Below are 21,106 nucleotides of genomic sequence, written 5' to 3'. Positions count from 1 at the left end.
CCCATGGATATCAAGGGCAAGACCCTGCTCATCACGGGCGGAACCGGATCCTTCGGTAACGTTGTTCTGCGCCGCTTTCTGCGCGAGGGCATCGGCGAGATTCGTGTCTTCAGCCGTGACGAGAAGAAGCAGGAGGATATGCGCCTCGAGCTGAAGAACGATCGCGTCAAGTTCTATATCGGCGACGTGCGCGAGCCCGGCAGCTTGCGCGCCCCGATGCGCGGCGTCGATTTCGTCTTTCACGCTGCGGCGCTGAAGCAGGTGCCCTCCTGTGAGTTCTATCCGATGGAGGCGGTGCGCACGAACGTCCTCGGTGCGGGCAACGTGCTCGAAGCCGCCATCGACGCCGGCGCTCGGCGTGTCGTCGTGCTCTCCACCGACAAGGCGGTCTATCCGATCAACGCCATGGGCATCAGCAAGGCGATGATGGAGAAGATCACGGTCGCTCGGGCCCGCCTGCTCTCCAAGAGCGATACCACGCTGTGCGCCACCCGCTATGGCAACGTCATGGCTTCGCGCGGCTCGGTGATCCCGCTCTTCGTCTCGCAGGTGAAGGCGGGCCAGCCGATCACCATCACCGATCCGAACATGACCCGCTTCCTGATGTCGCTCGAGGAATCGGTCGATTTGGTCATCTATGCTTATCGCAACGCCGAGCAGGGCGACATCTTCATCAAGAAGGCGCCCGCCTCGACCATCGGCCATCTCGCCGAGGCGGTGATGCAGATCTTCGACAAGCGCGTTCCAGTCAAGGTGATCGGCACCCGCCACGGCGAGAAGCGCTATGAGTCGCTCGTCTCGCGCGAGGAGATGGCGCGCTCCATCGATCATGGCGGCTATTACCGCGTGCCGCAGGACGATCGCGATCTCAACTACGCCAAATATTTCGTCGAAGGCGAAAGCGCGATCTCGATGGCGGAGGACTATACCTCCGACAACACCGAGATTCTCGACGTCGAGGGGGTGAAGAAGTTGCTCCTCGGCCTCGATTACATCCAGGCTGAGCTGCAAGGCTAGACATGCGCAAGGTAATGTCGATCGTGGGCACCCGCCCCGAGCTGATCAAGATGTGCCGCGTCATCGCCCTGCTCGACGAGCAGACGCAGCACGTCCTCGTCCACACCGGCCAGAATTACGACTATGGCCTCAATCAGGTGTTCTTCGAGGATCTCGACATCCGCAAGCCCGATCATTTCCTAGAGGCGGCGGGCGGCTCGGCGATCGACACCATCGCTGAGGTGCTCAAGCGCTCCGACGCGGTGATGGAGCAGGAGAAGCCCGACGCCTTGATGATCTATGGCGACACCAATTCGGGCTTGGCGGTGATCGCGGCGAAGCGGCGCAAGATTCCCGTCTTCCACATGGAGGCCGGCAATCGCTGCTTCGATCAGCGTGTTCCCGAGGAGCTCAACCGCAAGGTCATCGACCACCTCTCCGACGTCAACATGACGCTCACGGAGCATGCGCGGCGCTATCTGGTTGCCGAGGGGCTGCCGCCCGAGCTCACGTTCAATGTTGGCTCGCACATGCATGAGGTGCTCGAGCATTTCCGCCCCCGCTACGAGGCCTCCGACGTCCTCGATCGCCTCGGTCTGACCGAGCGTCGCTTCTTCGTCGTCTCCAGCCACCGCGAGGAAAATGTCGACAGCGAGCGGAATCTCGCCGACCTGCTCGATTCGCTCAAGGGCCTCGCCGAAACCTATGATTGGCCGGTGATCGTTTCGACCCACCCGCGGACGCGCAAGCGGCTGGAGGCGCTGGGCGAGACCGATCTCGATCCTCGCATCCGGTTTCTGCCGCCCTTCGGCTTCCACGACTACATCAAGCTGCAGATGACAGCCGCCTGTGTCGTTTCCGACAGCGGCACGATCACCGAGGAAAGCTCGCTTTTGGGTTTCCCGGCCGTGACCATCCGCCAGGCGCATGAGCGTCCCGAGGGCATGGATGAGGGCACGCTCGTGATGTGCGGCCTCACGCGCGAGTCGGTTCTCGATTCCGTGCGCTTCGTCATGCACGCCGACGTGGCCGGACTCACGCCGCGGCCGGTCGCCGACTATGTCGCCGGCCCCGTGTCGCGCAAGGTCGTTGCTATCGTTTTGAGCTATATCGACTACATAAATCGCACGGTGTGGCGCAAACCGTGAGGCGAGAGGGCGCGGCATGGCCGGGCTGAAAATCCTGCATGTTGCGCCCCATCTGCGCCAGGGCGGTGCTGAACGGCTGCTGTTCGAGCTCGCGACGCATCCTTCTGACGGCGTAACCCACCATGTTGCGCTCATGCAGGACGAGGTCTTCTTCGACCGGGCCAGCCTACATGTCGAGGATCTCGGCTTCGACCTGGGGCACCGCTTCGGGGCCTTGACCCATCTGCCGGCGTCACGTCGGCGTCTGCGCGCCCTGATCGAACGGCTCAAGCCCGACGTCGTGCAGGGCTGGCTCTATTACGGCGCGTTCCTCAGCCTTGCCGTCGGCGCACGCGCGCCGCTCGTCTGGTCGATCCACAACACCACCTTTCCACGGCTTCTCGCCAATCCTCTGCTGCATCTGGTCGATCGCGCGCTCGCCACGCGCTCACGCGCGGCGCCCGATGCGATCGTCTATTGCGCGTCGTCCGCGCGAGCCTTCCACGAGGCGCGCGGCTATGCGGCGAAACGCGGCCTCGTCATCGAGAACGGTGTCGATCTCGCTCTTTTCCGCCCTGACGCGGCGCGGCGCGTGGCGCGCCGCGCCGGTTTGGGCCTTTCCGACGACGCCTTTGCCGTACTGTTGAGTGCCCGTAACGATCCACAGAAGGACTTGCCCAATTGCCTCGACGCCTTCGCTCTATTCCGGAGCAAGGCGCCGCAGGCACGGCTGCTGCTGGCGGGGCGCGGCATGGACGGTTCAGATGTGGGGCTGGGCGCCATGATCGCCGCGCGCGGACTTGAGGCCGCTGTCCTGACACTCGGGGCAGTCGCCGACATGCCCGGCCTCCTCGACGCCGCCGACGCCGTTCTGCTCGGCTCGCGCTATGGCGAGGCCATGCCCATGGCGTTGCTCGAGGCGCTGGCGATGGGCAAGCCGATCGCCGCGACCCGCATCGGTGATGTCGGGCGGCTGCCTTGTCCGCCCGAGGCGCTGGCACCGCCCGCCGACCCGCGATCGCTGGCTTCTGCCTTGTCCTTCGCGCGGGCCGGAGATCCGCGCTGGGCAGCGTCCTTTGCCGAAGCCCGCACGCATTACGGGCTCGACACGATGACGCGCGCCTATGAAGCGCTCTATCGCCGCCTTGCCGCGCAGGAGCAGGTGTCATGACGTCGGGTCCTCGGCTCGCCGTCGTCACGCCGGTCTTCAACGGCGCCGACTACATTGTCGAGACGGCGCGCTCCGTCACAGAGCAACTGCGTCCCGGCGACCGTTACGTCGTGGTCGACGACGGTTCGACCGATGACACGCGGGCGCGCCTCGTCGCTGCCGATCTGCCGATCGAGCTCGTCGCACAGGCCAATGCAGGCGAGGCACAGGCCGTCAATGCCGGGATCGCACATGCGGCCTGCGACATCGTCGGGATCGTGAACGCCGACGACCCGATCCTGCCTGGCCTCCTCGATGCGGTGCGGGCCGCCTTCCACGACGATCCCACCCTCGATGCTGTGTATCCCGACTGGCTCAAGATCGAGGCGGACGGGCGGCAACTCGCGCGCATCGCGACGCGCGAATACGACTACGATGTGCTGCTCGGCCAGCATTTCTGCATTCCCGGCCCGGGCGCCTTCTTTCGGGTCAGTGTTCTCGCCGGCGAGCCTGTCCGCGACGCTCGCGCCTCACTGATCTCCGATTACGACTTCTGGCTGCGTTTCGGCTCGCGTGGCGCCAAGGTCAGGCGACTCCCACACGTGCTTGCTACCTGGCGGTTGCACGCCGGTGGCGCGACCCGCCGCGGCCAAGGTCCGCGGCTGGCGCTCCAGAAAATTGAAACGATCAAGCGCCTCCTGGGCCGATCTGATCTTCCCCAACATGTGCGGAGGCTGGGGCCGCAGGCGCTCAGCGCCGCCTATTATCATGCTGCGCTCGTCGGGCTTCGCGCGCCCGACACACCGGCTCTGCGCTATGCCGTGCAATCCTATCTTCTGAAATGGCGCTGGGCCGAGCCGGTCGAGGCCACGCAGCGCCGGGCGGCAGGCCATCTCGCCTACGCTGCGGCGCAGCCTCTGTCGGGTTGGCTGCACGCGCTCGCGTCGCCCTTGCTGCCTGCCCGATTCAACAGGCAAGCGGTCCTCGACCAGACATTCGGTCTCGATCCCATCCCGCGGAAGGAGGAGACATGACGGCATCGACACCGCATGTCAGCGTCGTGATCCCGATGTTCAACCGCGCCGCCACCATCCGGCGGGCGGTGGAGAGTGCCCTGACGCAGAGCTTCCGCGACATCGAGGTGATCGTCGTCGACGACGCTTCGAGTGACGATTCCGTCGCGACCGTCGCCGCTATCGACGATCCGCGTGTGCGGCTGCTGCGCCGCGAGCGCAATGGCGGCGCCTCTGCCGCGCGCAATGTCGGCGTGGCCAACGCGCGCGGAGCTTTGATCGCCTTTCTCGACTCCGACGACGAATGGTTCCCGCGCAAGCTCGAAATCCAGGTTGCGGCGCTCGAAGCCGCGCCCGCCGAGGCCGCCGTCTCCTGCACCGGCGTCGAGATGCATCTGCTCGACCATGCGGTCACGCGAATGCAGCCACTGGAGGACAGCCCCGATTGGGCGCGGCGGCTGGCGATGGATTGCGACCTGAGCCCCGGCACGACACAGCTCACGCGCCGTGCGGTTTTCGACACCATCGGCCCGCTTGATGAGACCTTGCCCCGTTTCGAGGACTGGGACTGGCTGATCCGCTATACGCGCAAGGGCACGATCGTCGCGGTTCGCGAACCGCTGGCGCGCGTCTATAATCGCCGCGCGCGACTAGGGGAGGTTGTGGAGCGTTCGGCCGAGCTGCTGCTCGCGAAGCATCGCGATGTCTTCGCGGCCCTTGCACCGGCCGACCGCCGCAAGGCGGTGGCCGACGTTTGGTTGCAGGCGGTCGGCACCTATGCCTTCGAGGGCAAGCTCGGCGCCATCCTGCGCCCGGCGGCAGGAGCCTTCGCCCAGCGGCCCGTGCACACGCTCGGTCGCCTCGCGGCCGGGGCCGGGGCGGTGGCTCGCGGGCGGCTGGTGCGTGCTATGAAAGGACGCGGCGGATGATCCTCTACTGCGCGCCGATTTCGCCCTTCGCCCGCAAGGTGCGCATGCTGACGCGCCATCTAGGATTGGATGGGCAGGTCGAGGAGCGTTTCGTCGATACGGGCGCGCCCGACGCTGCCTTCCTTGCTGCCAATCCACTCGCCAAAATTCCCACGCTGGTCACGCCACAGGGTGAGGCACTCTTCGATTCCGCCGTGATCGCCGCCTATCTTGACGTCCGCGCCGGCAGCCCACTGACACCGCAGGGGGAGGCCGGCTTCGTCGCTCGAGCCTACGAGGCTTTGGCCGACGGCGTGATGGAGGCGATCGTCCTCGTTGTCTACGAACGGCGCTGGCGCGAAGAAGCAAAGCGCGAACCGCGCTGGGTAGCGCATCAGCAGGGCAAGATGTCACGCGGCCTGGCGCGCGCCGCTCAGATTGTTTCCCGACCTGATCACGGGCTCCAGATCGGTGATTTCGCCCTTGCCTCGGCGCTTGGTTATCTCGACCTGCGCTTTGAAGGCGCCTGGCGGACGGAGTTTCCTATGCTGACGGGCTGGCTCGATCGTTTCGCGGCACAGGTGCCTGCTTTCGAGGCGACGCGCTATCGCGATCCTGCCGCAGCCTCGCGCTGAGCGGTCCTTGCCTGGAAGGTGGCCGGGATGTGTATTGCTCGGCGACGAAGCTTCCGTCGAGATATCTGGGCAGGCGGATGCCTATCGCCTCAACACTGGCGGAATAGCGGCTAGCGGCTGGATTGACCTGCCTTGGGTTTCTTGATCCGTCAGCCGGGCCGGGATGCAGGAGCAGCATTGCTCTGGGATTATCGTCTGCGCGATAAGCAGTGGCCGTGTTGTCGGCGTCCGAGCCTAACGGAGTCTCCATGAGTTTCCGCAACATCCATTCGCACGGTCTCGTCCGGATCGCTTGCGCCGCGCCGCGCCTCAAGGTGGCTGATCCGGCCTTCAACGTGGCCGAGACGATCGCGATGCTGCGGCGGGCGGATGAGAGCGGGGCGTCGCTGACCCTGTTTCCCGAACTCGGCATCAGCGCCTATGCGATCGACGATCTGCTGCAGCAGAATGCATTGCTGGATGCCGTGCGCGACGCCTTGGGTCGCCTCGTCGAGGAGAGCCGCGCGCTGCGTGGCGTCGTCGTCGTCGGGGCGCCGCTGCGGGTCGAGGGGCGGCTGTTCAACTGCGCCGTCGCTGTTCATCGCGGGCGCATCCTCGCCGCTGTGCCCAAGACCTATCTGCCGAACTATCGCGAATTCTACGAGCGCCGGCAGTTTGCCTCGGGCGAGCGGGCGAGCGCGCTCTATATCGATCTTTGCGGCCAGGACGTGCCGTTCGGCACCGATATCCTGCTGGCTGCGGCCGATATCCCGGATTTCGTCGTCCATATGGAGATCTGCGAGGACGTCTGGACGCCGATCCCGCCCTCGTCCTTTGCGGCGCTCGCGGGCGCGACCGTCCTGCTGAATCTCTCGGCATCCAACGTCACCATCGGCAAGTCGGACTGGCGCCATGCGCTCTGCAAGGCCCATTCCGGCCGCTGCATCGCGGCTTACGCCTATTCCGCTGCCGGCACCGGCGAATCGACCACCGACCTCGCCTGGGACGGGCAGGCGATGATCTACGAAAATGGTGCGCTGCTGGCCGAAGCCGAGCGCTTCGCCGCCGAGCCGCAGCTCACCCTCGCCGATATCGATCTCGAACGGCTGGCCATGGACCGCATCCGCCAGAACACCTTCGGCGACAGCGCCGATGTGAACCGCGACCGGCTCGGCTTCCGCCGCATCGACTTCACGTTGGAACCAGACCGCGAGAACGATCTCGGCCTCGCCCGCACCGTCGAGCGCTTCCCCTTCGTGCCGAGCGACGATGCCAGGCTGAACGAACTGTGCTTCGAGGCCTACAACATCCAGTCGCACGGCCTGCGCAAGCGGCTGGAGAGCACGCGGCTCGACAAGGTCGTCATCGGCGTTTCCGGCGGTCTCGATTCGACGCAGGCGCTGATCGTTGCGGCCCACACCTTCGATGCGCTGGGCCTGCCCCGCGAGAACATCCTCGCCTATACCTTGCCGGCCTTCGCCACCAGCAAGGACACCAAGGACAATGCCTGGCGGCTGATGCGGGCGCTTGGCGTCAGCGCCGAGGAGATCGACATGACGCCGGCCTGCCGGCAGATGCTGGTCGATATCGGCCATCCCTTCGCGCAGGGCGAGCCGGTCTACGACATCACCTTCGAGAACGTGCAGGCCGGCGCGCGCACCTCCGTGCTGTTCCGCCTCGCCAACCGGCACAATGGCCTGGTGATGGGCACCGGCGACCTCTCGGAGCTCGCGCTCGGCTGGTGCACCTATGGCGTCGGCGATCACATGTCGCATTACAACGTCAACGGCTCGGTGCCGAAGACGTTGATCCAGCATCTGATCCGCTGGGTGGCGCAGTCCGGCCGCTTCGGAGCGGAGGCGTCGGATGTGATGCTCGATATCCTCGCCACCGAGATCTCGCCGGAGCTGGTGCCGGGCGATGGCGACAAGCCCGCCCAGAAGACCGAGGATTTCGTCGGCCCCTACGCGCTGCAGGACTTCAACCTGTTCTACACGACGCGCTACGGCTTCCGCCCGAGCAAGATCGCTTTCCTGTCCGAGCATGCCTGGCGCGATGCCGGAGCAGGCGACTGGCCGCCGAACATGGAAGCGGGCAAGCGCGTCGCCTACGATTTGCCGGTGATCAAGCGCTGGCTCGGTGTCTTCATCCGCCGCTTCTTCGAGACCAGCCAGTTCAAGCGTTCGGCCGTGCCGAACGGCCCGAAGGTCTCGTCCGGCGGCTCGCTCTCGCCGCGCGGCGACTGGCGCGCGCCGAGCGATGCGTCGGCAGCACCATGGCTCAAGGACTGGGAGCGGATTCCGGATTGAGGGAGGGAGCCGGGGCCGGCGGCCTCTATCCCAGCCCAAACGGCGAAACCCGTCACGTCGGCGGTCGACCCTGCGTGGCGCGCGTTTGCTCGGAACGATCTCCCCAAGGCGCCGGGCAACCTATCCGAACCCGGCCGGGCCTCCTGACGGCGCCTTGATCGGCTCCCGGCGGCACCTTGTCGAGATCATCGTTCAACGAAGGTGATTACCGAGTTGCTGATCGAGGCTACATTCACCTTGGGCGGTCAGGCGCCGGAGGCGGCTACGACGACGACGGGGATCGCGACCAAGCTGGGCAAAGCCCACCGATCTGTCCAAGAATAGGGGAGCGCCTTACTCGCCGGACAGAGCGGCTGAGCCAGCCGAAGACGGGGGAACAGGTCGATGCGATTTGTCCTATGGACAGGGGCTCTCCTCATCGTCGCCGCCCTCGCGGCGGCAATCCATTACTGGTCCCCGCACGCGACCTTGCGGGTGACAACGGGGGCCTTCGGCACCGACGCTCAGCGCTTTATCGGCGCTCTCATCACCGAGACGGCCAAGGATCACCCCCGCATCAGGCTCCAACCCGTTCAGGTCAACGATCTGGCTGCCAGTTCAAAAGCGATCGAAAACGGCGATGTCGACCTCGCGCTGATCCGCAGTGACGTCTCGCCTCCGACCAATGGCCAGACGATCGCGATCCTGCGCCGAGACGTCGTCGCTTTCGTGCTCCCGCCGAAATCGGCCATCGACAGCATCGGCAAACTCGCCGGCAAGACGATCGCAATTCCGCAAGGGCGTCTGCAGGACACCAACTCCGTGCTGCTCGACGTGATCCTGAGCTACTACAATGTCGCGCCTCAAGAGGTGAAGCGCCTGTTCCTCTCGCCCGACGAGCTGGTCGCGGCGGTTCACCTACGGCACGTTGCCGCCATCCTTGCCGTGGGGCCCATCGGGCCGGGGGAGGTGGTGGGCGCCGTTACGGCGATGGCCAAGGGGGCCGCGGGGACACCGACGATCCTGGCGTTCTCTGATGCGGATGCCTTCAATCGGCGCTTTCCGGCGTTCGAGTCGTATGATGTGCCGGAAGGTGCCTTCAAGTCTCGCCCGGCGACGCCCGACGACACGGTCACGACGCTCGCCGTGACATACCGGCTCGTCGCGCCTGACACGATGCTCGATCTTGTCGCCGGGGCCATAGGCCGGACCCTCTTCACCTCCAAGTCAAAGCTGACTGCGCTGACCCCCCTGGCGAGCCAAATCGAAGCGCCAGACCCCGACGCGAAGAACCCCATCCTGCCGATCCATCCCGGCGTCGCCAATTACCTCAACAACGGCGAACAGAGCTTTTTCGATGAGTTTCAGGGCTATTTCTACCTTGCGGCGGCCCTGTTCAGCCTCCTGGCTTCGCTTGCGACGATTATCATGGGGAGTGTGAAGTCGAGGCGCATGCATCAGGAACAGGGGCGGATCGGGCAGTTGATCCAGATCGCCGACCAGGCGCAGAGCGCTGATGCCGAGGCACTGGAGGCGCTTGATCGCTCACTTCATCACCTGATCGCCGAGGCCGTTGCCTCCGCTGGCCGCTCTGGCAATGATTCCACGATGGCCCTCGCGATCAACCACGCCCGTTATTCCGTCAGGGAGCGCCGGGCACTGCTGAGTTCCCGGGGCATGCGAGCCTCCGGGCATTCTTCGGTGTCGATCTAGAAGGCTGGGCCTCCGGCCCAGGCAGGAGGATCGCATGAGCGCCCGCTTACGGTCCCGAGGCCAAGGTCGGCGCATGGCGCCACCCGGCCCAGGGACGGCGCCCAACGAGCTTCCGCGTCCCACCCGACTGGGACATTCCCGCCGCCCAGTAAAAAGCCCGCGGCTGGCGCCGCGGGCTGATCGTTTCGAGTTTCGAAGGACTTAGGCCGCGACGGCGGCGGGCTCCTTCTTTTCCCATTCCTCGCCCCAGATCATCACGGCATGGCCGGGCGAGACCTCGCGGTACTGGCGCACGGGCACGACATAATCGGGCGCTCGCACCGGGCTCTTGATCTCGTCGTTCGAGACAGGGCGCTTTTCCAGGCGCCGGGCCGGGTCGGCAATCGGCACCGCCGCCAGCAGGCGCTTGGTGTAGGGATGCTGCGGGTTCTGGAAGATCGCCTCGCGCGGGCCGATCTCGACGATCTCGCCGAGATACATCACCGCGACGCGGTGGCTGACGCGCTCCACCACCGCCATGTCGTGCGAGATGAAGAGATAACCCAGACCCATGCGGGCCTGCAGATCGAGCATCAGGTTGACGACCTGCGCCTTCACCGAGACGTCGAGCGCCGAGACCGCCTCGTCCGCCACGATCAGGCGCGGCTCCACCGCGAGCGCACGCGCGATGCAGATGCGTTGGCGCTGGCCGCCCGAGAATTCGTGCGGGAAGCGGTTGGCCATCTCAGGCAGCAGCCCGACGCGCTTGAGCAGGTCGGCGACCTTGTCGCGCGCTTCCGAGCGGGTGGCGAGGTTGTTGATCAGCAGCGGTTCGGCGACGGCCGTGCCGACATTCATGCGCGGATTGAGCGAGGCGAACGGGTCCTGGAAGATCATCTGCATGCGCTTGCGCTGCTCGCGCAGGTCATGCTGGTTGAGCTTGAGGACGTCGACGCCGTCGAGCAGCACCGAGCCGGCGAGCGGCTCGATCAGACGCATCACCGAGCGGCCGGTGGTCGACTTGCCGCAGCCGGATTCGCCGACCAGCGCCAGGGTCTCGCCGGCCTTCAGGCTGAAGGAGACGTTCTCGACCGCGTGAACCCGGCCCTTGACCGAGGAGAGCAGGCCGCCGCGGATTTCGAAGCGGGTGGTGAGGCCGGCGACCTCGAGCACGGGGCGCTCGGCCGCCTGGACGGTATCGGGCACCTCGGTCGGCACGTCCGAGAGACCGGTCGCGCGGTCGACGACCGGAAAGCGCATCGGCCGCCGGCGGCCCTCCATCGAGCCCAGCTTCGGCACGGCCGAGAGCAGCGCCTTGGTGTAGGGCTTCTGCGGATTGCGGAAGATGTCGTCGGTGTTGCCCGTCTCGATCTCGTCGCCGTTGTACATCACGACGGTGCGGTCGGCGATCTCGGCGACGACGCCCATGTCATGGGTGATGAAGAGGACGGACATGCCCTCTTCGTCCTGCAACTGCTTGATGAGCTCGAGGATCTGCGCCTGGATGGTGACGTCGAGCGCGGTGGTCGGCTCGTCGGCGATCAGGAGCTTCGGCTTGCAGGCCAGCGCCATCGCGATCATCACGCGCTGGCGCATGCCGCCCGAGAAGCGGTGCGGATATTCGTGGAAGCGCGACTTCGCCGCGGGAATGCGGACCTTCTCGAGCAGGCGGACCGTCTCGGCCTCGGCCTCCGAGCGCGACAGGCCGCGATGCAGGATCAGCGCCTCGGCGATCTGGAAGCCGATGGTCAGCACCGGGTTCAGCGAGGTCATCGGCTCCTGGAAGATCATCGCGATCTCGTTGCCGCGGATGTGGCGCATGTCGGAATCCGGCAGCGTCAACAGCTCCTTCCCGTTGAGCTTGATCGAGCCTTCGATCTTGCTCGACTGGGGCGGGGTGAGGCGCATGATCGAGAGCGCGGTCACGCTCTTGCCGGAGCCGGATTCACCGACGACCGCCAGCGTCTCCTTCGGCTTGATGTCGAAGGAGATGTTGCGGACGACGGATTTCCATTGGCCTTCCACGCGGAAGGAGGTCGAGAGGTTCGAAACCGACAGGATCGGGGAGGTCATTTCGGGTCCTTCTCTGGATCAGATCACGCGGCGCGGGTCGAGCGCATCGCGCAGGCCGTCGCCGATGAAGTTGATCGACAACACGGTCAGGAAGATCGCGGCGCCGGGGAACAGCGCCCAGTGCGGCGCCGAGTCGAGGTGGTCCTTGGCGTCGAACAGCAGACGCCCCCAGGTCGGGATGTCCGGCGGGAAGCCGAGGCCAAGGAAGGAGAGCGTCGATTCCGCGATGATCGCCGATGACACCTCGATCGTCGAGGCGACGATGACCGGACCGAGCGCGTTGGGCAGGATGTGGCGCGTCATCTGGCGGAACTTGGTCGCGCCCTGGGCGCGGGCTGCCTCGACGAACTCCTTCTCGCGCAGCGAAAGGAACTGCGCGCGCACCAGCCGCGCCACCGGCATCCAGCGCAGCCCGCCGATGACGACGACGATCAGCACGAAGACACCGCCCTCGACGCCGAACACCGCCTTCAGCTGCTCGCGGAACAGGTAGATGATCAGCAGCAGCAGCGGCAGCTGCGGCAGCGACAGGAACAGGTCGGTCACCCACATCAGGACGGGGTCGGCGACCTTGCGGGACATGCCGGCGAAGGCGCCGACGATGACGCCGACGATGGTCGCCACGATCATCGCGGCGAGGCCGACGGCGAGCGAGATGCGCCCGCCATACATCATCCGCGCCAGGATATCCTGGCCGAGGTCGTCCGTGCCGAGCGGGTGCGACCAGGACGGCCCCTGGAGCTGTGCCGAGAAGTCGATATCGTTGATCGGGATGGTCCAGAACCAGGGCCCGACGACGACAGCGAGGATCAGGAAGGCGAGCACGAAGGTGCTGGCCATGGCGAGCTTGTGCCGGCGGAACCGGCGCCACGTCTCGCGCCCCGGCGAGACCACGGCGGTGGTGGCTGCTGCGGTTGCCATCGGATCAGCTGAAGGAGATGCGAGGGTCGAGCCAGCCATAAAGGACATCCGCGATGAGATTGAACAGGACCACCAGGCAGGCGAAGACGAAAGTCACGGCCATGATCACAGGTGTGTCGTTGGCGAGGATCGCGTCGATCAGAAGCGAACCGATGCCGGGGATTCGGAAGATTTGCTCGGTCACGATGGCGCCGCCGAAGACGGCGGGCATCTGCAGCGCGACCAGCGTCACGACCGGGATCAGCGCGTTGCGCGTGATGTGCCGCAGCGTGACCTTGCGTTCGCTGAGGCCCTTGGCGCGCGCCGTGGTGACGTAGTCGAGCCGGATGACGTCGAGCACGGCCGAGCGCACATAGCGCGTATAGGAAGCCGCCTGGAACAGGCCGAGCACCATGATCGGCATGATCGCCTGGCGGAACATCTCCCAGTACCAGCGCCAGCCGGTGGCGGCGACGTCGGAGCGATAGACGAAGGGGAACCAGTCCAGCGTCACCGAGAAGAGCAGGATGAAGAGCAGGCCGGTGAAGAAGGTCGGCAGCGAGAAGCCGACGAAGGCGAGCGTGTTGGCGATCTGGTCGAAGACCGAATAGGGCCGCGTCGCCGCGTAGATGCCGACCGGCAGGGCGATGCATAGCGCCAGGATCTGCGAGGAACCGACCACGAACAGCGTCGTCGGCACGCGCTGCAGAATGAGCTGGTCGACATTGATGCGGCTGGCGAAGGAGAAGCCCCAATCACCCTGCACCATCGCGCCGAGCCAGCGCAGATAGCGCACCATGATCGGGTCGTTCAGGCCAAAGCTGGCACGGATGGCTTCACGCACCTCGGGCGGCACGTTGGGATTCGTCGCCATCTCGGAAAAGGGATCGCCCGGCGCCAATGCAAGCACCGTGAACAGGATCAGGCTGATTCCGAGAAGGCTGGGAATGGCGATCAGAAGCCGCCGTATGAGATAGGTCGCCATGTAGTGTTTTTCTCTTTGCGTGCGCGGCGTCGCCGCGGACCGAACGCCGATTGCAACCTACTCACCCCTTGCAGCTACCGAAAGCCGAGGGGATGAGCGGGTGCAAAAGCGCCCCTCGCGAAGATCACCTCTCCGCGAGGGGCTAATCGGCACTTAGCTGCGATACCAGGCCGCGAGGTTCCAGGTATCGACGTCCCAACCGGAGTGGTCGTGGGAGATATTGTTCAAGGCTGCAGCCACGCGGGTGCGCGAGAGCAGCGGCAGGATGATGTTGGCCTCGCAGAAGATCTCGTTGACCTTGATCAGGAGCGCTGCGCGCTTGGCCGGGTCGAGTTCCTTCTGCGCGGCCTTGTAGGCCTTGTCGGCCTCAGGGTCCGAGTAGCGCGAGACGTTGCGGCCGAGCCACTTGTTCTCCTTGGTCGCGATCTCCCAGGAGGTGAACTGGTTGAGGAAGCGCTCCGGGTCAGGCTGCGGCTGCGTCGTCGTATACATCTCCATGTCGACATAGAGCTTGGTGTAGGTGTCGGGGTTGGCGACGTCCGACGAGAAGAACACCGACGCCGTGACCGACTTGAGCTCGAGGTCAATGCCGGCGCGCTGGCAGGCCTGCTTGATGATGGCCTGGGTCTTCTGGCGGGGGGCGTTGATCGAGGTCTGGAAGACGTATTTGAGCTTCTTGCCGTCCTTTTCGCGGATGCCGTCGGCACCCTTCTTCCAGCCGGCCTCGTCGAGGATCTTGTTGGCCTTGTCGATGTTGAACTCGTATTTGAGCTTCTGCGACTTGAACTGCTTGGGCTCGTTGACGAAGCTCGCCGTCGCGGTGCCGCCGCGGCCATAGATGAACTTCTGCACCGAATCGCGGTCGATCAGCAGGTTGATCGCTTCGCGAACCTTGGGGTCGGACAGCGTCGGGTGCTTGGTCTTGACGCTGGAGCGCTCGCCATCGACCTCGGTCCACGGATCGGTCGGGTTCAGGATGATGAACTCGATGTCGCCCGAGGGCACGGCGCTGACCTTGCCGCGTCCACCGGTCTCCATGCGCTTGAGGACCTCGTCCTCGACCTGCAGGTTCCAGGCGTAGTCGTATTCGCCGGTCTGGAGGACGGCGCGCGCCGCCGAGACCGCGTCACCGCCGCCCTTGACCTCAAGCGTGTCGAAATGCGGCTGGTTCTTGACGTGGTAGTCGGGATTGCGCTCGGCGGTGATGATGTCGCCCGGCTTGAACTCGACGAACTTGTAGGGGCCGGTGCCGATGGGCTTCAGGTTGCCTGGAGCCTCGCGCGACTTGGCGCCGATGTAATCGCCGAACTGATGCTTCGGCAGGATCTGGCCTGTCACGCCGACGAAGGCGTCGGCCCAGAACGGCGTCGCCTCGGGGAAGATCACCTTGACGGTGAGGTCGTTGACCTTCTCGACCTTGATGTCCTTGTAGGCGCCCGTGGTGTAGGCGGCTGTCGCCGGATCCTTGGCATATTCCCAGGTGAAGACGACGTCGTCGGCGGTGAGCGGCTTGCCGTCATGCCACTTCACGCCCGGCTTCAGCTTCCAGGTGACGGACTTGCCGTCCTCCGAGAGGCCGCCATTGGCGCGGGTCGGAACTTCAGCCGCGAGCTGCGGAATGAGGTTGCCTTCCTTGTCCCAGCCGGCGAGCGGCTCGAAGAAGATGCGCGAGGCGATCTGATCCTTGGTGCCGGAGGCGAAGTGGGGGTTGAGCAGGGTCGGGGCCTGCCAGAGCAGGATCTTCAGCGGCCCGCCGCCACCGGCCTTGGTCGGCTTGTAGGGCAGCGTGGCATCCGCCATCGCAACGCCGTTCCAGACGAGGATCTGGCTCGCGATCGGCGCGGCAATACCCACCGCCGCCATCTTCTGGATGAAGGATCGTCGCGACAGCGCGCCACCCTTCACATCCGCGACCATGCCGCGGATTTCCTGCTCATTCATCGAACTGCCTCCACCATATAAACAATAAGTCATCCCCAGCGCTTTCGCGCCGTTTTCTCGTTGATGGTCTCAGCAAGGCATGTGCCAACGAAAGCGTCAACTGTGCGGCGCGGGACCGTTCGGTCCCGGTGAGGGCTTTGGGCGGTTTGAAGCGGTAAGCTTTGCATGAATGTGCCTTCCATTCACGCGATGTCGCAATTTTATGCGGGTCACCCCGTAAAGACGACAGTTTTCTTTCCGTTGAGAATGATGCGGTCCTCCAGATGATGGAGGACGGCACCCGCCAGGACCCGCCGCTCGATGTCGCGGCCCTTGCGGACGAGGTCGTCGGGCGTGTCGCGATGCGAAATCCGCTCGACGTCCTGCTCGATGATCGGACCCTCGTCGAGATCGGAGGTCACGTAGTGCGCGGTGGCGCCGATCAGCTTCACCCCGCGCTCATGCGCCTGATGATAGGGCTTGGCGCCTTTGAAGCCGGGCAGGAAGGAATGATGAATATTGATGCAGCGCCCGGCGAGCTTGGCCGAAAGCCCGTCCGACAGGACCTGCATGTAGCGTGCGAGAACGACGAGGTCGGTCTGCGTCTCTTGGATCAACTGCCAGATCTGCCCTTCCTGCTCCATCTTGGTCTGGCGGGTGACCGGCAGATGGTAGAAGGGCAGGTCGCCGAGATCGGTCGAGGCGATGTGCTCGCGCGCGTGGTTTGAGACGACGCCGGCGATGTCCATCGGCAATTCGCCGATGCGCCAGCGATAGATCAGATCCGCGAGGCAATGGTCGAATTTCGAGACCAGCAGCATGACGCGCTTCCGGCGGCTGGCCTCATGCAGGCTGAGCTCCATGCCGAAGCGCCGGCCGAGTTCGGCGAGCGCTTCGGCGATGGCCTCGTGCGGCTGGCTGCCTTCGAGCCGGTTGAACACGACGCGCATGAAGAACCGGTCGGACTCGGTGTCGTCGAACTGCTGGGCGTCGAGGATGTTGCAGCCGGCTTCGAACAGCAGGGTCGAGACGGCGGCAACGATGCCCGGGCGGTTCGGGCAGGCGAGGGTGAGGGTCGAGCTGAGATCGAGCATGGCTGACGCCGCCGAGGGGGCGGCCCTTTCAAGGAAACGACAACGACGCGGAACGAAGACGGCTGCGCGCGGCGCGCTGCGGTCAACCTCGTCCGGTCGCGCGCCGGAAGGCGACCGGTTCTGAGCTACGCTGTGGCCGGGAAAGGGCCTTCGGTCTCGCGGTCGTCATGATCGTATGGTTTGCACGGGCTCGCTGGTCGGGGACCATGCCGGACCAAACACCGCCTTCGCCGCTTTTTGTCAACGCGAGCGTCCGGATCGTCTTGACTTGCCTATGCCGGAAATGGAATGTTTATTCCATCGAGCGGGAAGCCTAAAAAATTCCTGCCGTTTCCGGGAGACAGCTACCTTGCCGCAAGCCAGTTCGTTCAGCCGTGACCTTCATGGCAAGGCGGCCGTCATCACCGGTGCCAGCCAGGGCCTCGGCGAGGCAATCGCGCGCGAATTCGTCGGCCGCGGCCTCAAGGCGGTGCTGCTGACCGGGCGCAATGCCGCGCGCGGCGAGGCGGTGGCGGAAAGCCTGCGCACAGAGGGCTGCGATGCCCGCTTCCATCAGGTCGATCTCGCCGACCTCGATGCCGTCAGGCAGATCGTCCCGGCAGCCGAGAAAGCCTTCGGCCGGCTCGACATCCTCGTCAACGCGGCGGGAGACACCGATCGCGGCACGATCTTCGACACCTCGCCCGCGCTCTACGAACGCATCATGGCGGTGAATCTGCGCGCGCCCTTCTTCCTGATTCAGGATGCGGCCGAGCTGATGCGCCGGCAGGAGATCGCGGGCGCCATCGTCAATATCCAGTCCATGTCGGCCCATGGCGGCCAGCCCTTCCTCGCCGCCTACAGCGTCTCGAAGGGCGCGCTCGCGGTGCTGACGAAGAACGTCGCCTACGGCCTGATCAAGCACCGCATCCGCGTCAACGGCCTGAATATCGGCTGGATGGCGACGCCGGGCGAGGATGCCATCATGAAGCTGCGCCACGACGCCAAGGACGGGTGGCTGGAGGAGGCCGAGGCCGGTCAGCCCTTCGGCCGGCTGATCGATCCGCGCGAGGTCGCCAAGGCCGTCGCTTATCTCGCATCGGCCGAGTCCGGGCTGATGACCGGCGCCAATATCGACTTCGACCAGAACATTCTCGGCGCGCACGACTAGCGCCGGCCCCAATCGCGGCAGGAGCGCCGCCTGACATGACCACGGGACTGAAGACGACCATGAAGATCGGATTGCTGGGCGCCGGCCGCATCGGGCGCATCCACGGGCTGAACGTTGCCGCGCGTGGCGATGCCGAGTTGGTCGCCGTCACCGACGCGATGCCGGGGGCCGCCGCCTCGCTCGCCGCCGCTGCCGGTGCCAAGGCGATGACGACCGAGGCGATCCTTGCGGATGCCGCGATTGACGCCGTGCTGATCTGCACGCCGACCGACACCCATGCCGATCTCATCGAGCAGGCGGTTTCCGCCGGCAAGGCCGTCTTCTGCGAGAAACCGGTCGATCTCGACGCCGCCCGCATCCGCCGCTGCCTCGCCACCGTCGAGAAGTCCGGCAAGCCGCTGATGATCGGCTTCAACCGCCGCTTCGACCCGAACTTCGCCGCGCTGGAGAAGCGGCTGCGCGCGGGCGAGGCCGGCGCGATCGAGGTCGTCACCGTGATCTCGCGCGATCCGTCGCCGCCGCCGGTCGATTACGTCAAGCGCTCGGGCGGCCTCTTCCGCGACATGATGATCCATGATTTCGACATGGCCCGCTTCCTCTTGGCCGAGGATCCCATCGAGGTCTTCGCGCTGGGCTCGGCCCTCGTCGACAAGGCGATCGGCGAGGCCGGCGACGTCGATACCGCCGCGGTGGTGATGAAGACGGCCAGCGGCAAGATCGCCCAGATCTCCAATTCCCGCCGCGCGACCTATGGCTACGACCAGCGCATCGAGGTCCACGGCTCGCAGGGCATGCTGCGCGCCGGCAATATCCACGAGACGACCGTGGAAATTGCCACCGCCTCCGGCTTCCGCGCCGATCCCGTGCAGAATTTCTTCCTCGAGCGGTACGCTGCGGCCTACCGCGCCGAGCTCGACGCCTTCATCGCCGCCTGCCACGGCAAGGCCGCGGCCTCGCCGACCGGCCTCGATGGCCTGAAGGCGCAGATCCTCGCCGATGCCGCGACCGAATCCGCGCAGACCGGCAAGCCCGTCCGCGTCGACCTGGGGGCCAAGTGATGGCTGGTGGTTCGATGACCCCGGCGGAACGCGATCTGCGCTACTATGCGGCGCTCGGCCTTGCGGCCGAGGCGAGCCATCTGGCGCTGGGCTACTTCAACAAGCGCGAGTCGCTCGGCATCACCATGAAAGGCGCGCAGGACTGGCTCACCGTCGCCGACGGCAAGGTCGAGGACTTCCTGCGCCAGCGCCTGTCCACGCTGTTCCCGAACGACTCCGTCATCGGCGAGGAGGGCGGGGGCCAGGCTTCGGACGCGGTCTGGATCCTCGATCCCATCGACGGCACCGCCAACTTCGCCCATGGCGACCGCAACTGGTGCATCTCGATCGGCTTCCTCGCGAACCGCACGCCCGAGATCGGTGTCGTGGCGGCGCCGGCGCTGGGCGAGGTCTATGCTGCCCGGCGCGGTGCCGACGCGACCCTGAACGGCGATCCGATCAAGGTTTCCGGCGCCACCGACATCGCCCGCGCCTCGGTGGAACTGGGATGGTCGACCCGCGTGCCCGCGGCGAACTATCTCAAGGTGATCGAGCGTGGCTATACCGCGGGCGCGGCGATGAAGCGCGGCGGTTCGGGCACGCTCGGTCTCTGCCATGTCGCCAACGGCAGCAGCGATGCCTATGCCGAGCTGCACATCAACGCTTGGGACGTTGCGGCCGGCATCGTCATCGCCAGCGAGGCGGGTGCCTCCATCAACGATTTCTTCGCGGGCGAGGGGATCGCGAAGGGCAACCCGATCCTGTGCTGCACGCCGAAACTGGCTCCGACACTCCAGGAGATCACAGGAATCGCTTAGCCGGCGCTGTATTTCGTTGATCTTTCGCAACCATTCGTCTCAGTTTCACATCAGTCACAAGAACCGGACATAGAAGCCGGGTTCTTCGATCAGGGAGGTTAGCATGTCATCGAAATCCTGGCTCAAGGCGGGGCTTTTCGCCGCGCTTGCCACAGCGGCCTTCGCCGCCACCCCGGCCCGCGCGCAAGGGTCGCTCGTCATGTATTGCGGTGTCCAGGAGGAATGGTGCCGCGCCATGTCGACGGCCTTCGAGAAGGACACCGGCATCAAGGTCGCCATGACCCGCAAATCGGCGGGCGAGATCTATGCCCAGCTCAAGGCCGAGTCCTCCAACCCGCGCGGCGACATCTGGTGGGGCGGCACGGGCGATCCGCATCTGCAGGCGGCTGAAGAGGGGCTGACCCTCGAATACGAGTCGCCGAAGAACGCCGAGCTGCATAGCTGGGCGCTCGATCAGTGGAAGGCGGCCAAGCAGCGCTCCATCGGCATCTACGCCGGCGCGCTCGGCTTCGGCTACAACACCGAGCAGATCAAGGCGAAGGGCATTCCGGAGCCGAAATGCTGGGCCGATCTGCTCAATCCCAAGCTCAAGGACGACGTCCAGGTCGCCGATCCCAATTCGTCGGGCACCGCCTACAACCTGCTCGCCACCGTCGTGCAGTTGATGGGCGAGGAGAAGGGCTTCGACTATCTGAAGCAGCTCCACAAGAACGTCAGCCAGTACACCAAGTCGGGTGCGGCACCGGCCAAGGCGGCGAGCCTCGGCGAGACCGCGGTCGGGATCGTCTTCATCCATGACGCGGTGGTCTTCGCCGTGCAGGGCGACCCGATCAAGCCGGTCGCACCCTGCGAGGGCACGGGCTACGAGATCGGCTCGATGTCGATCGTCAAGGGCGCGCGCAATCTCGACAACGCCAAGAAGTTCTACGACTGGGCCCTGACCCCGGCGGCCCAGGCGCTTGCCGCCCCGGCCAAGTCCTATCAGGTGCCGTCGAACAAGGCGGCGCCGGTGCCGGCGCAGTCGCCCAAGATGGATCAGATGAAGCTGATCAACTACGACTTCGTGAAATACGGCTCCTCGGCCGAGCGCAACCGCCTGCTCGCCAAGTGGGACAAGGAAGTCAAGGCGCTGCCGAAGTAAGGCGCGTCTCTCCGGCGTGTTTCCGGATGATCGCGGAAACACGTCGTCATCCCGGGCTTGACCCGGGATCCATGCCTGAACCTCCGCCGGATGCGCTCCGGCATGGATCCCGGATCTCCGCTTCGCTGCGTCCGGTATGACGCTGGAGATTCGGGCGCAGGACAAGGGCTGGGCTCTGAAAGCCGGGGCAACCGGTTCGG

Annotated in this window: 17 protein-coding genes; 12 read left to right on the top strand and 5 right to left on the bottom strand. The window is 65.5% G+C overall.

Features of this window, described 5'->3' with window-relative positions; genetic code table 11:
• Nucleotides 1-3: 3 nt before the first annotated feature.
• The 8 genes from AB4Z16_RS00720 (at nucleotide 4) to AB4Z16_RS00685 (ending at nucleotide 9,809) form a co-directional block, all read left to right on the top strand.
• On the top strand, nucleotides 4-1,017 hold the full coding sequence (locus AB4Z16_RS00720) for a polysaccharide biosynthesis protein (RefSeq protein WP_441510095.1): 1,014 nt from the start codon (nucleotides 4-6) through the stop codon (nucleotides 1,015-1,017).
• Nucleotides 1,018-1,019: 2 nt separating this feature from the next.
• Nucleotides 1,020-2,144, top strand: coding sequence for a non-hydrolyzing UDP-N-acetylglucosamine 2-epimerase (wecB, locus tag AB4Z16_RS00715; protein ID WP_441509403.1), 1,125 nt, complete (start codon nucleotides 1,020-1,022; stop codon nucleotides 2,142-2,144).
• 16 nt (nucleotides 2,145-2,160) lie between these two features.
• Nucleotides 2,161-3,294 carry a glycosyltransferase gene (locus AB4Z16_RS00710; protein ID WP_441509402.1) on the top strand — a complete coding sequence of 378 codons (1,134 nt, stop codon included), beginning with the start codon at nucleotides 2,161-2,163 and terminating at the stop codon, nucleotides 3,292-3,294.
• Nucleotides 3,291-4,307 carry a glycosyltransferase gene (locus AB4Z16_RS00705; RefSeq protein ID WP_441509401.1) on the top strand — a complete coding sequence of 339 codons (1,017 nt, stop codon included), beginning with the start codon at nucleotides 3,291-3,293 and terminating at the stop codon, nucleotides 4,305-4,307. Before AB4Z16_RS00710 ends, AB4Z16_RS00705 begins: the two co-directional genes overlap by 4 nt.
• The gene (locus AB4Z16_RS00700; RefSeq protein ID WP_441509400.1) at nucleotides 4,304-5,215 is read left to right on the top strand and encodes a glycosyltransferase family 2 protein; all 912 of its coding nucleotides are present in this window, start codon (nucleotides 4,304-4,306) and stop codon (nucleotides 5,213-5,215) included. The genes AB4Z16_RS00705 and AB4Z16_RS00700 overlap by 4 nt, the downstream gene beginning before the upstream one ends.
• A complete protein-coding gene (locus AB4Z16_RS00695; RefSeq protein ID WP_441509399.1) occupies nucleotides 5,212-5,829 on the top strand; it encodes a glutathione S-transferase in 618 nt (205 codons plus the stop codon). Before AB4Z16_RS00700 ends, AB4Z16_RS00695 begins: the two co-directional genes overlap by 4 nt.
• 248 nt (nucleotides 5,830-6,077) lie before the next feature.
• Complete coding sequence (locus AB4Z16_RS00690; protein ID WP_441509398.1) at nucleotides 6,078-8,117, top strand: NAD(+) synthase; 2,040 nt, start codon at nucleotides 6,078-6,080, stop codon at nucleotides 8,115-8,117.
• A gap of 384 nt (nucleotides 8,118-8,501) precedes the next feature.
• Nucleotides 8,502-9,809: a TAXI family TRAP transporter solute-binding subunit gene (locus tag AB4Z16_RS00685; RefSeq protein ID WP_441509397.1), complete on the top strand. Its 1,308-nt coding sequence runs from the start codon at nucleotides 8,502-8,504 to the stop codon at nucleotides 9,807-9,809.
• A gap of 201 nt (nucleotides 9,810-10,010) precedes the next feature.
• Here AB4Z16_RS00685 and AB4Z16_RS00680 read toward each other — a convergent pair whose 3' ends face one another.
• From AB4Z16_RS00680 to purU, 5 genes are all read right to left on the bottom strand, one after another.
• A complete protein-coding gene (locus tag AB4Z16_RS00680) occupies nucleotides 10,011-11,861 on the bottom strand; it encodes an ABC transporter ATP-binding protein (RefSeq protein WP_441509396.1) in 1,851 nt (616 codons plus the stop codon).
• A gap of 18 nt (nucleotides 11,862-11,879) precedes the next feature.
• Entirely contained in the window at nucleotides 11,880-12,821 is a 942-nt protein-coding gene (locus tag AB4Z16_RS00675; protein ID WP_441509395.1) for an ABC transporter permease, read from the bottom strand.
• Entirely contained in the window at nucleotides 12,787-13,746 is a 960-nt protein-coding gene (locus tag AB4Z16_RS00670) for an ABC transporter permease (RefSeq protein WP_441509394.1), read from the bottom strand. The genes AB4Z16_RS00675 and AB4Z16_RS00670 overlap by 35 nt, the downstream gene beginning before the upstream one ends.
• Nucleotides 13,747-13,899: 153 nt before the next feature.
• Nucleotides 13,900-15,687, bottom strand: coding sequence for a peptide ABC transporter substrate-binding protein (locus tag AB4Z16_RS00665; protein WP_441509393.1), 1,788 nt, complete (start codon nucleotides 15,685-15,687; stop codon nucleotides 13,900-13,902).
• Nucleotides 15,688-15,896: 209 nt separating this feature from the next.
• Entirely contained in the window at nucleotides 15,897-16,760 is an 864-nt protein-coding gene (gene purU / locus AB4Z16_RS00660; protein ID WP_441509392.1) for a formyltetrahydrofolate deformylase, read from the bottom strand.
• A 349-nt stretch (nucleotides 16,761-17,109) separates the two neighbouring features.
• Here purU and AB4Z16_RS00655 point away from each other — a divergent pair, with 349 nt between their 5' ends.
• From AB4Z16_RS00655 to AB4Z16_RS00640, 4 genes are all read left to right on the top strand, one after another.
• Nucleotides 17,110-17,910, top strand: coding sequence for an SDR family oxidoreductase (locus AB4Z16_RS00655; protein ID WP_441509391.1), 801 nt, complete (start codon nucleotides 17,110-17,112; stop codon nucleotides 17,908-17,910).
• Between the two features lie 35 nt (nucleotides 17,911-17,945).
• Nucleotides 17,946-18,968, top strand: a complete 1,023-nt coding sequence (iolG, locus tag AB4Z16_RS00650) for an inositol 2-dehydrogenase (RefSeq protein ID WP_441509390.1) — start codon at nucleotides 17,946-17,948, stop codon at nucleotides 18,966-18,968.
• Complete coding sequence (locus tag AB4Z16_RS00645) at nucleotides 18,968-19,765, top strand: inositol monophosphatase family protein (protein WP_441509389.1); 798 nt, start codon at nucleotides 18,968-18,970, stop codon at nucleotides 19,763-19,765. The genes iolG and AB4Z16_RS00645 overlap by 1 nt, the downstream gene beginning before the upstream one ends.
• A 103-nt stretch (nucleotides 19,766-19,868) precedes the next feature.
• Nucleotides 19,869-20,906: an ABC transporter substrate-binding protein gene (locus AB4Z16_RS00640; RefSeq protein ID WP_441509388.1), complete on the top strand. Its 1,038-nt coding sequence runs from the start codon at nucleotides 19,869-19,871 to the stop codon at nucleotides 20,904-20,906.
• Nucleotides 20,907-21,106: the final 200 nt, after the last annotated feature.

The sequence above is a fragment of the Allobosea sp. TAF32 genome (assembly GCF_052113585.1).
Classification (GTDB): domain Bacteria; phylum Pseudomonadota; class Alphaproteobacteria; order Rhizobiales; family Beijerinckiaceae; genus Allobosea.
This window is presented reverse-complemented; position numbering and strand designations above follow the sequence as displayed.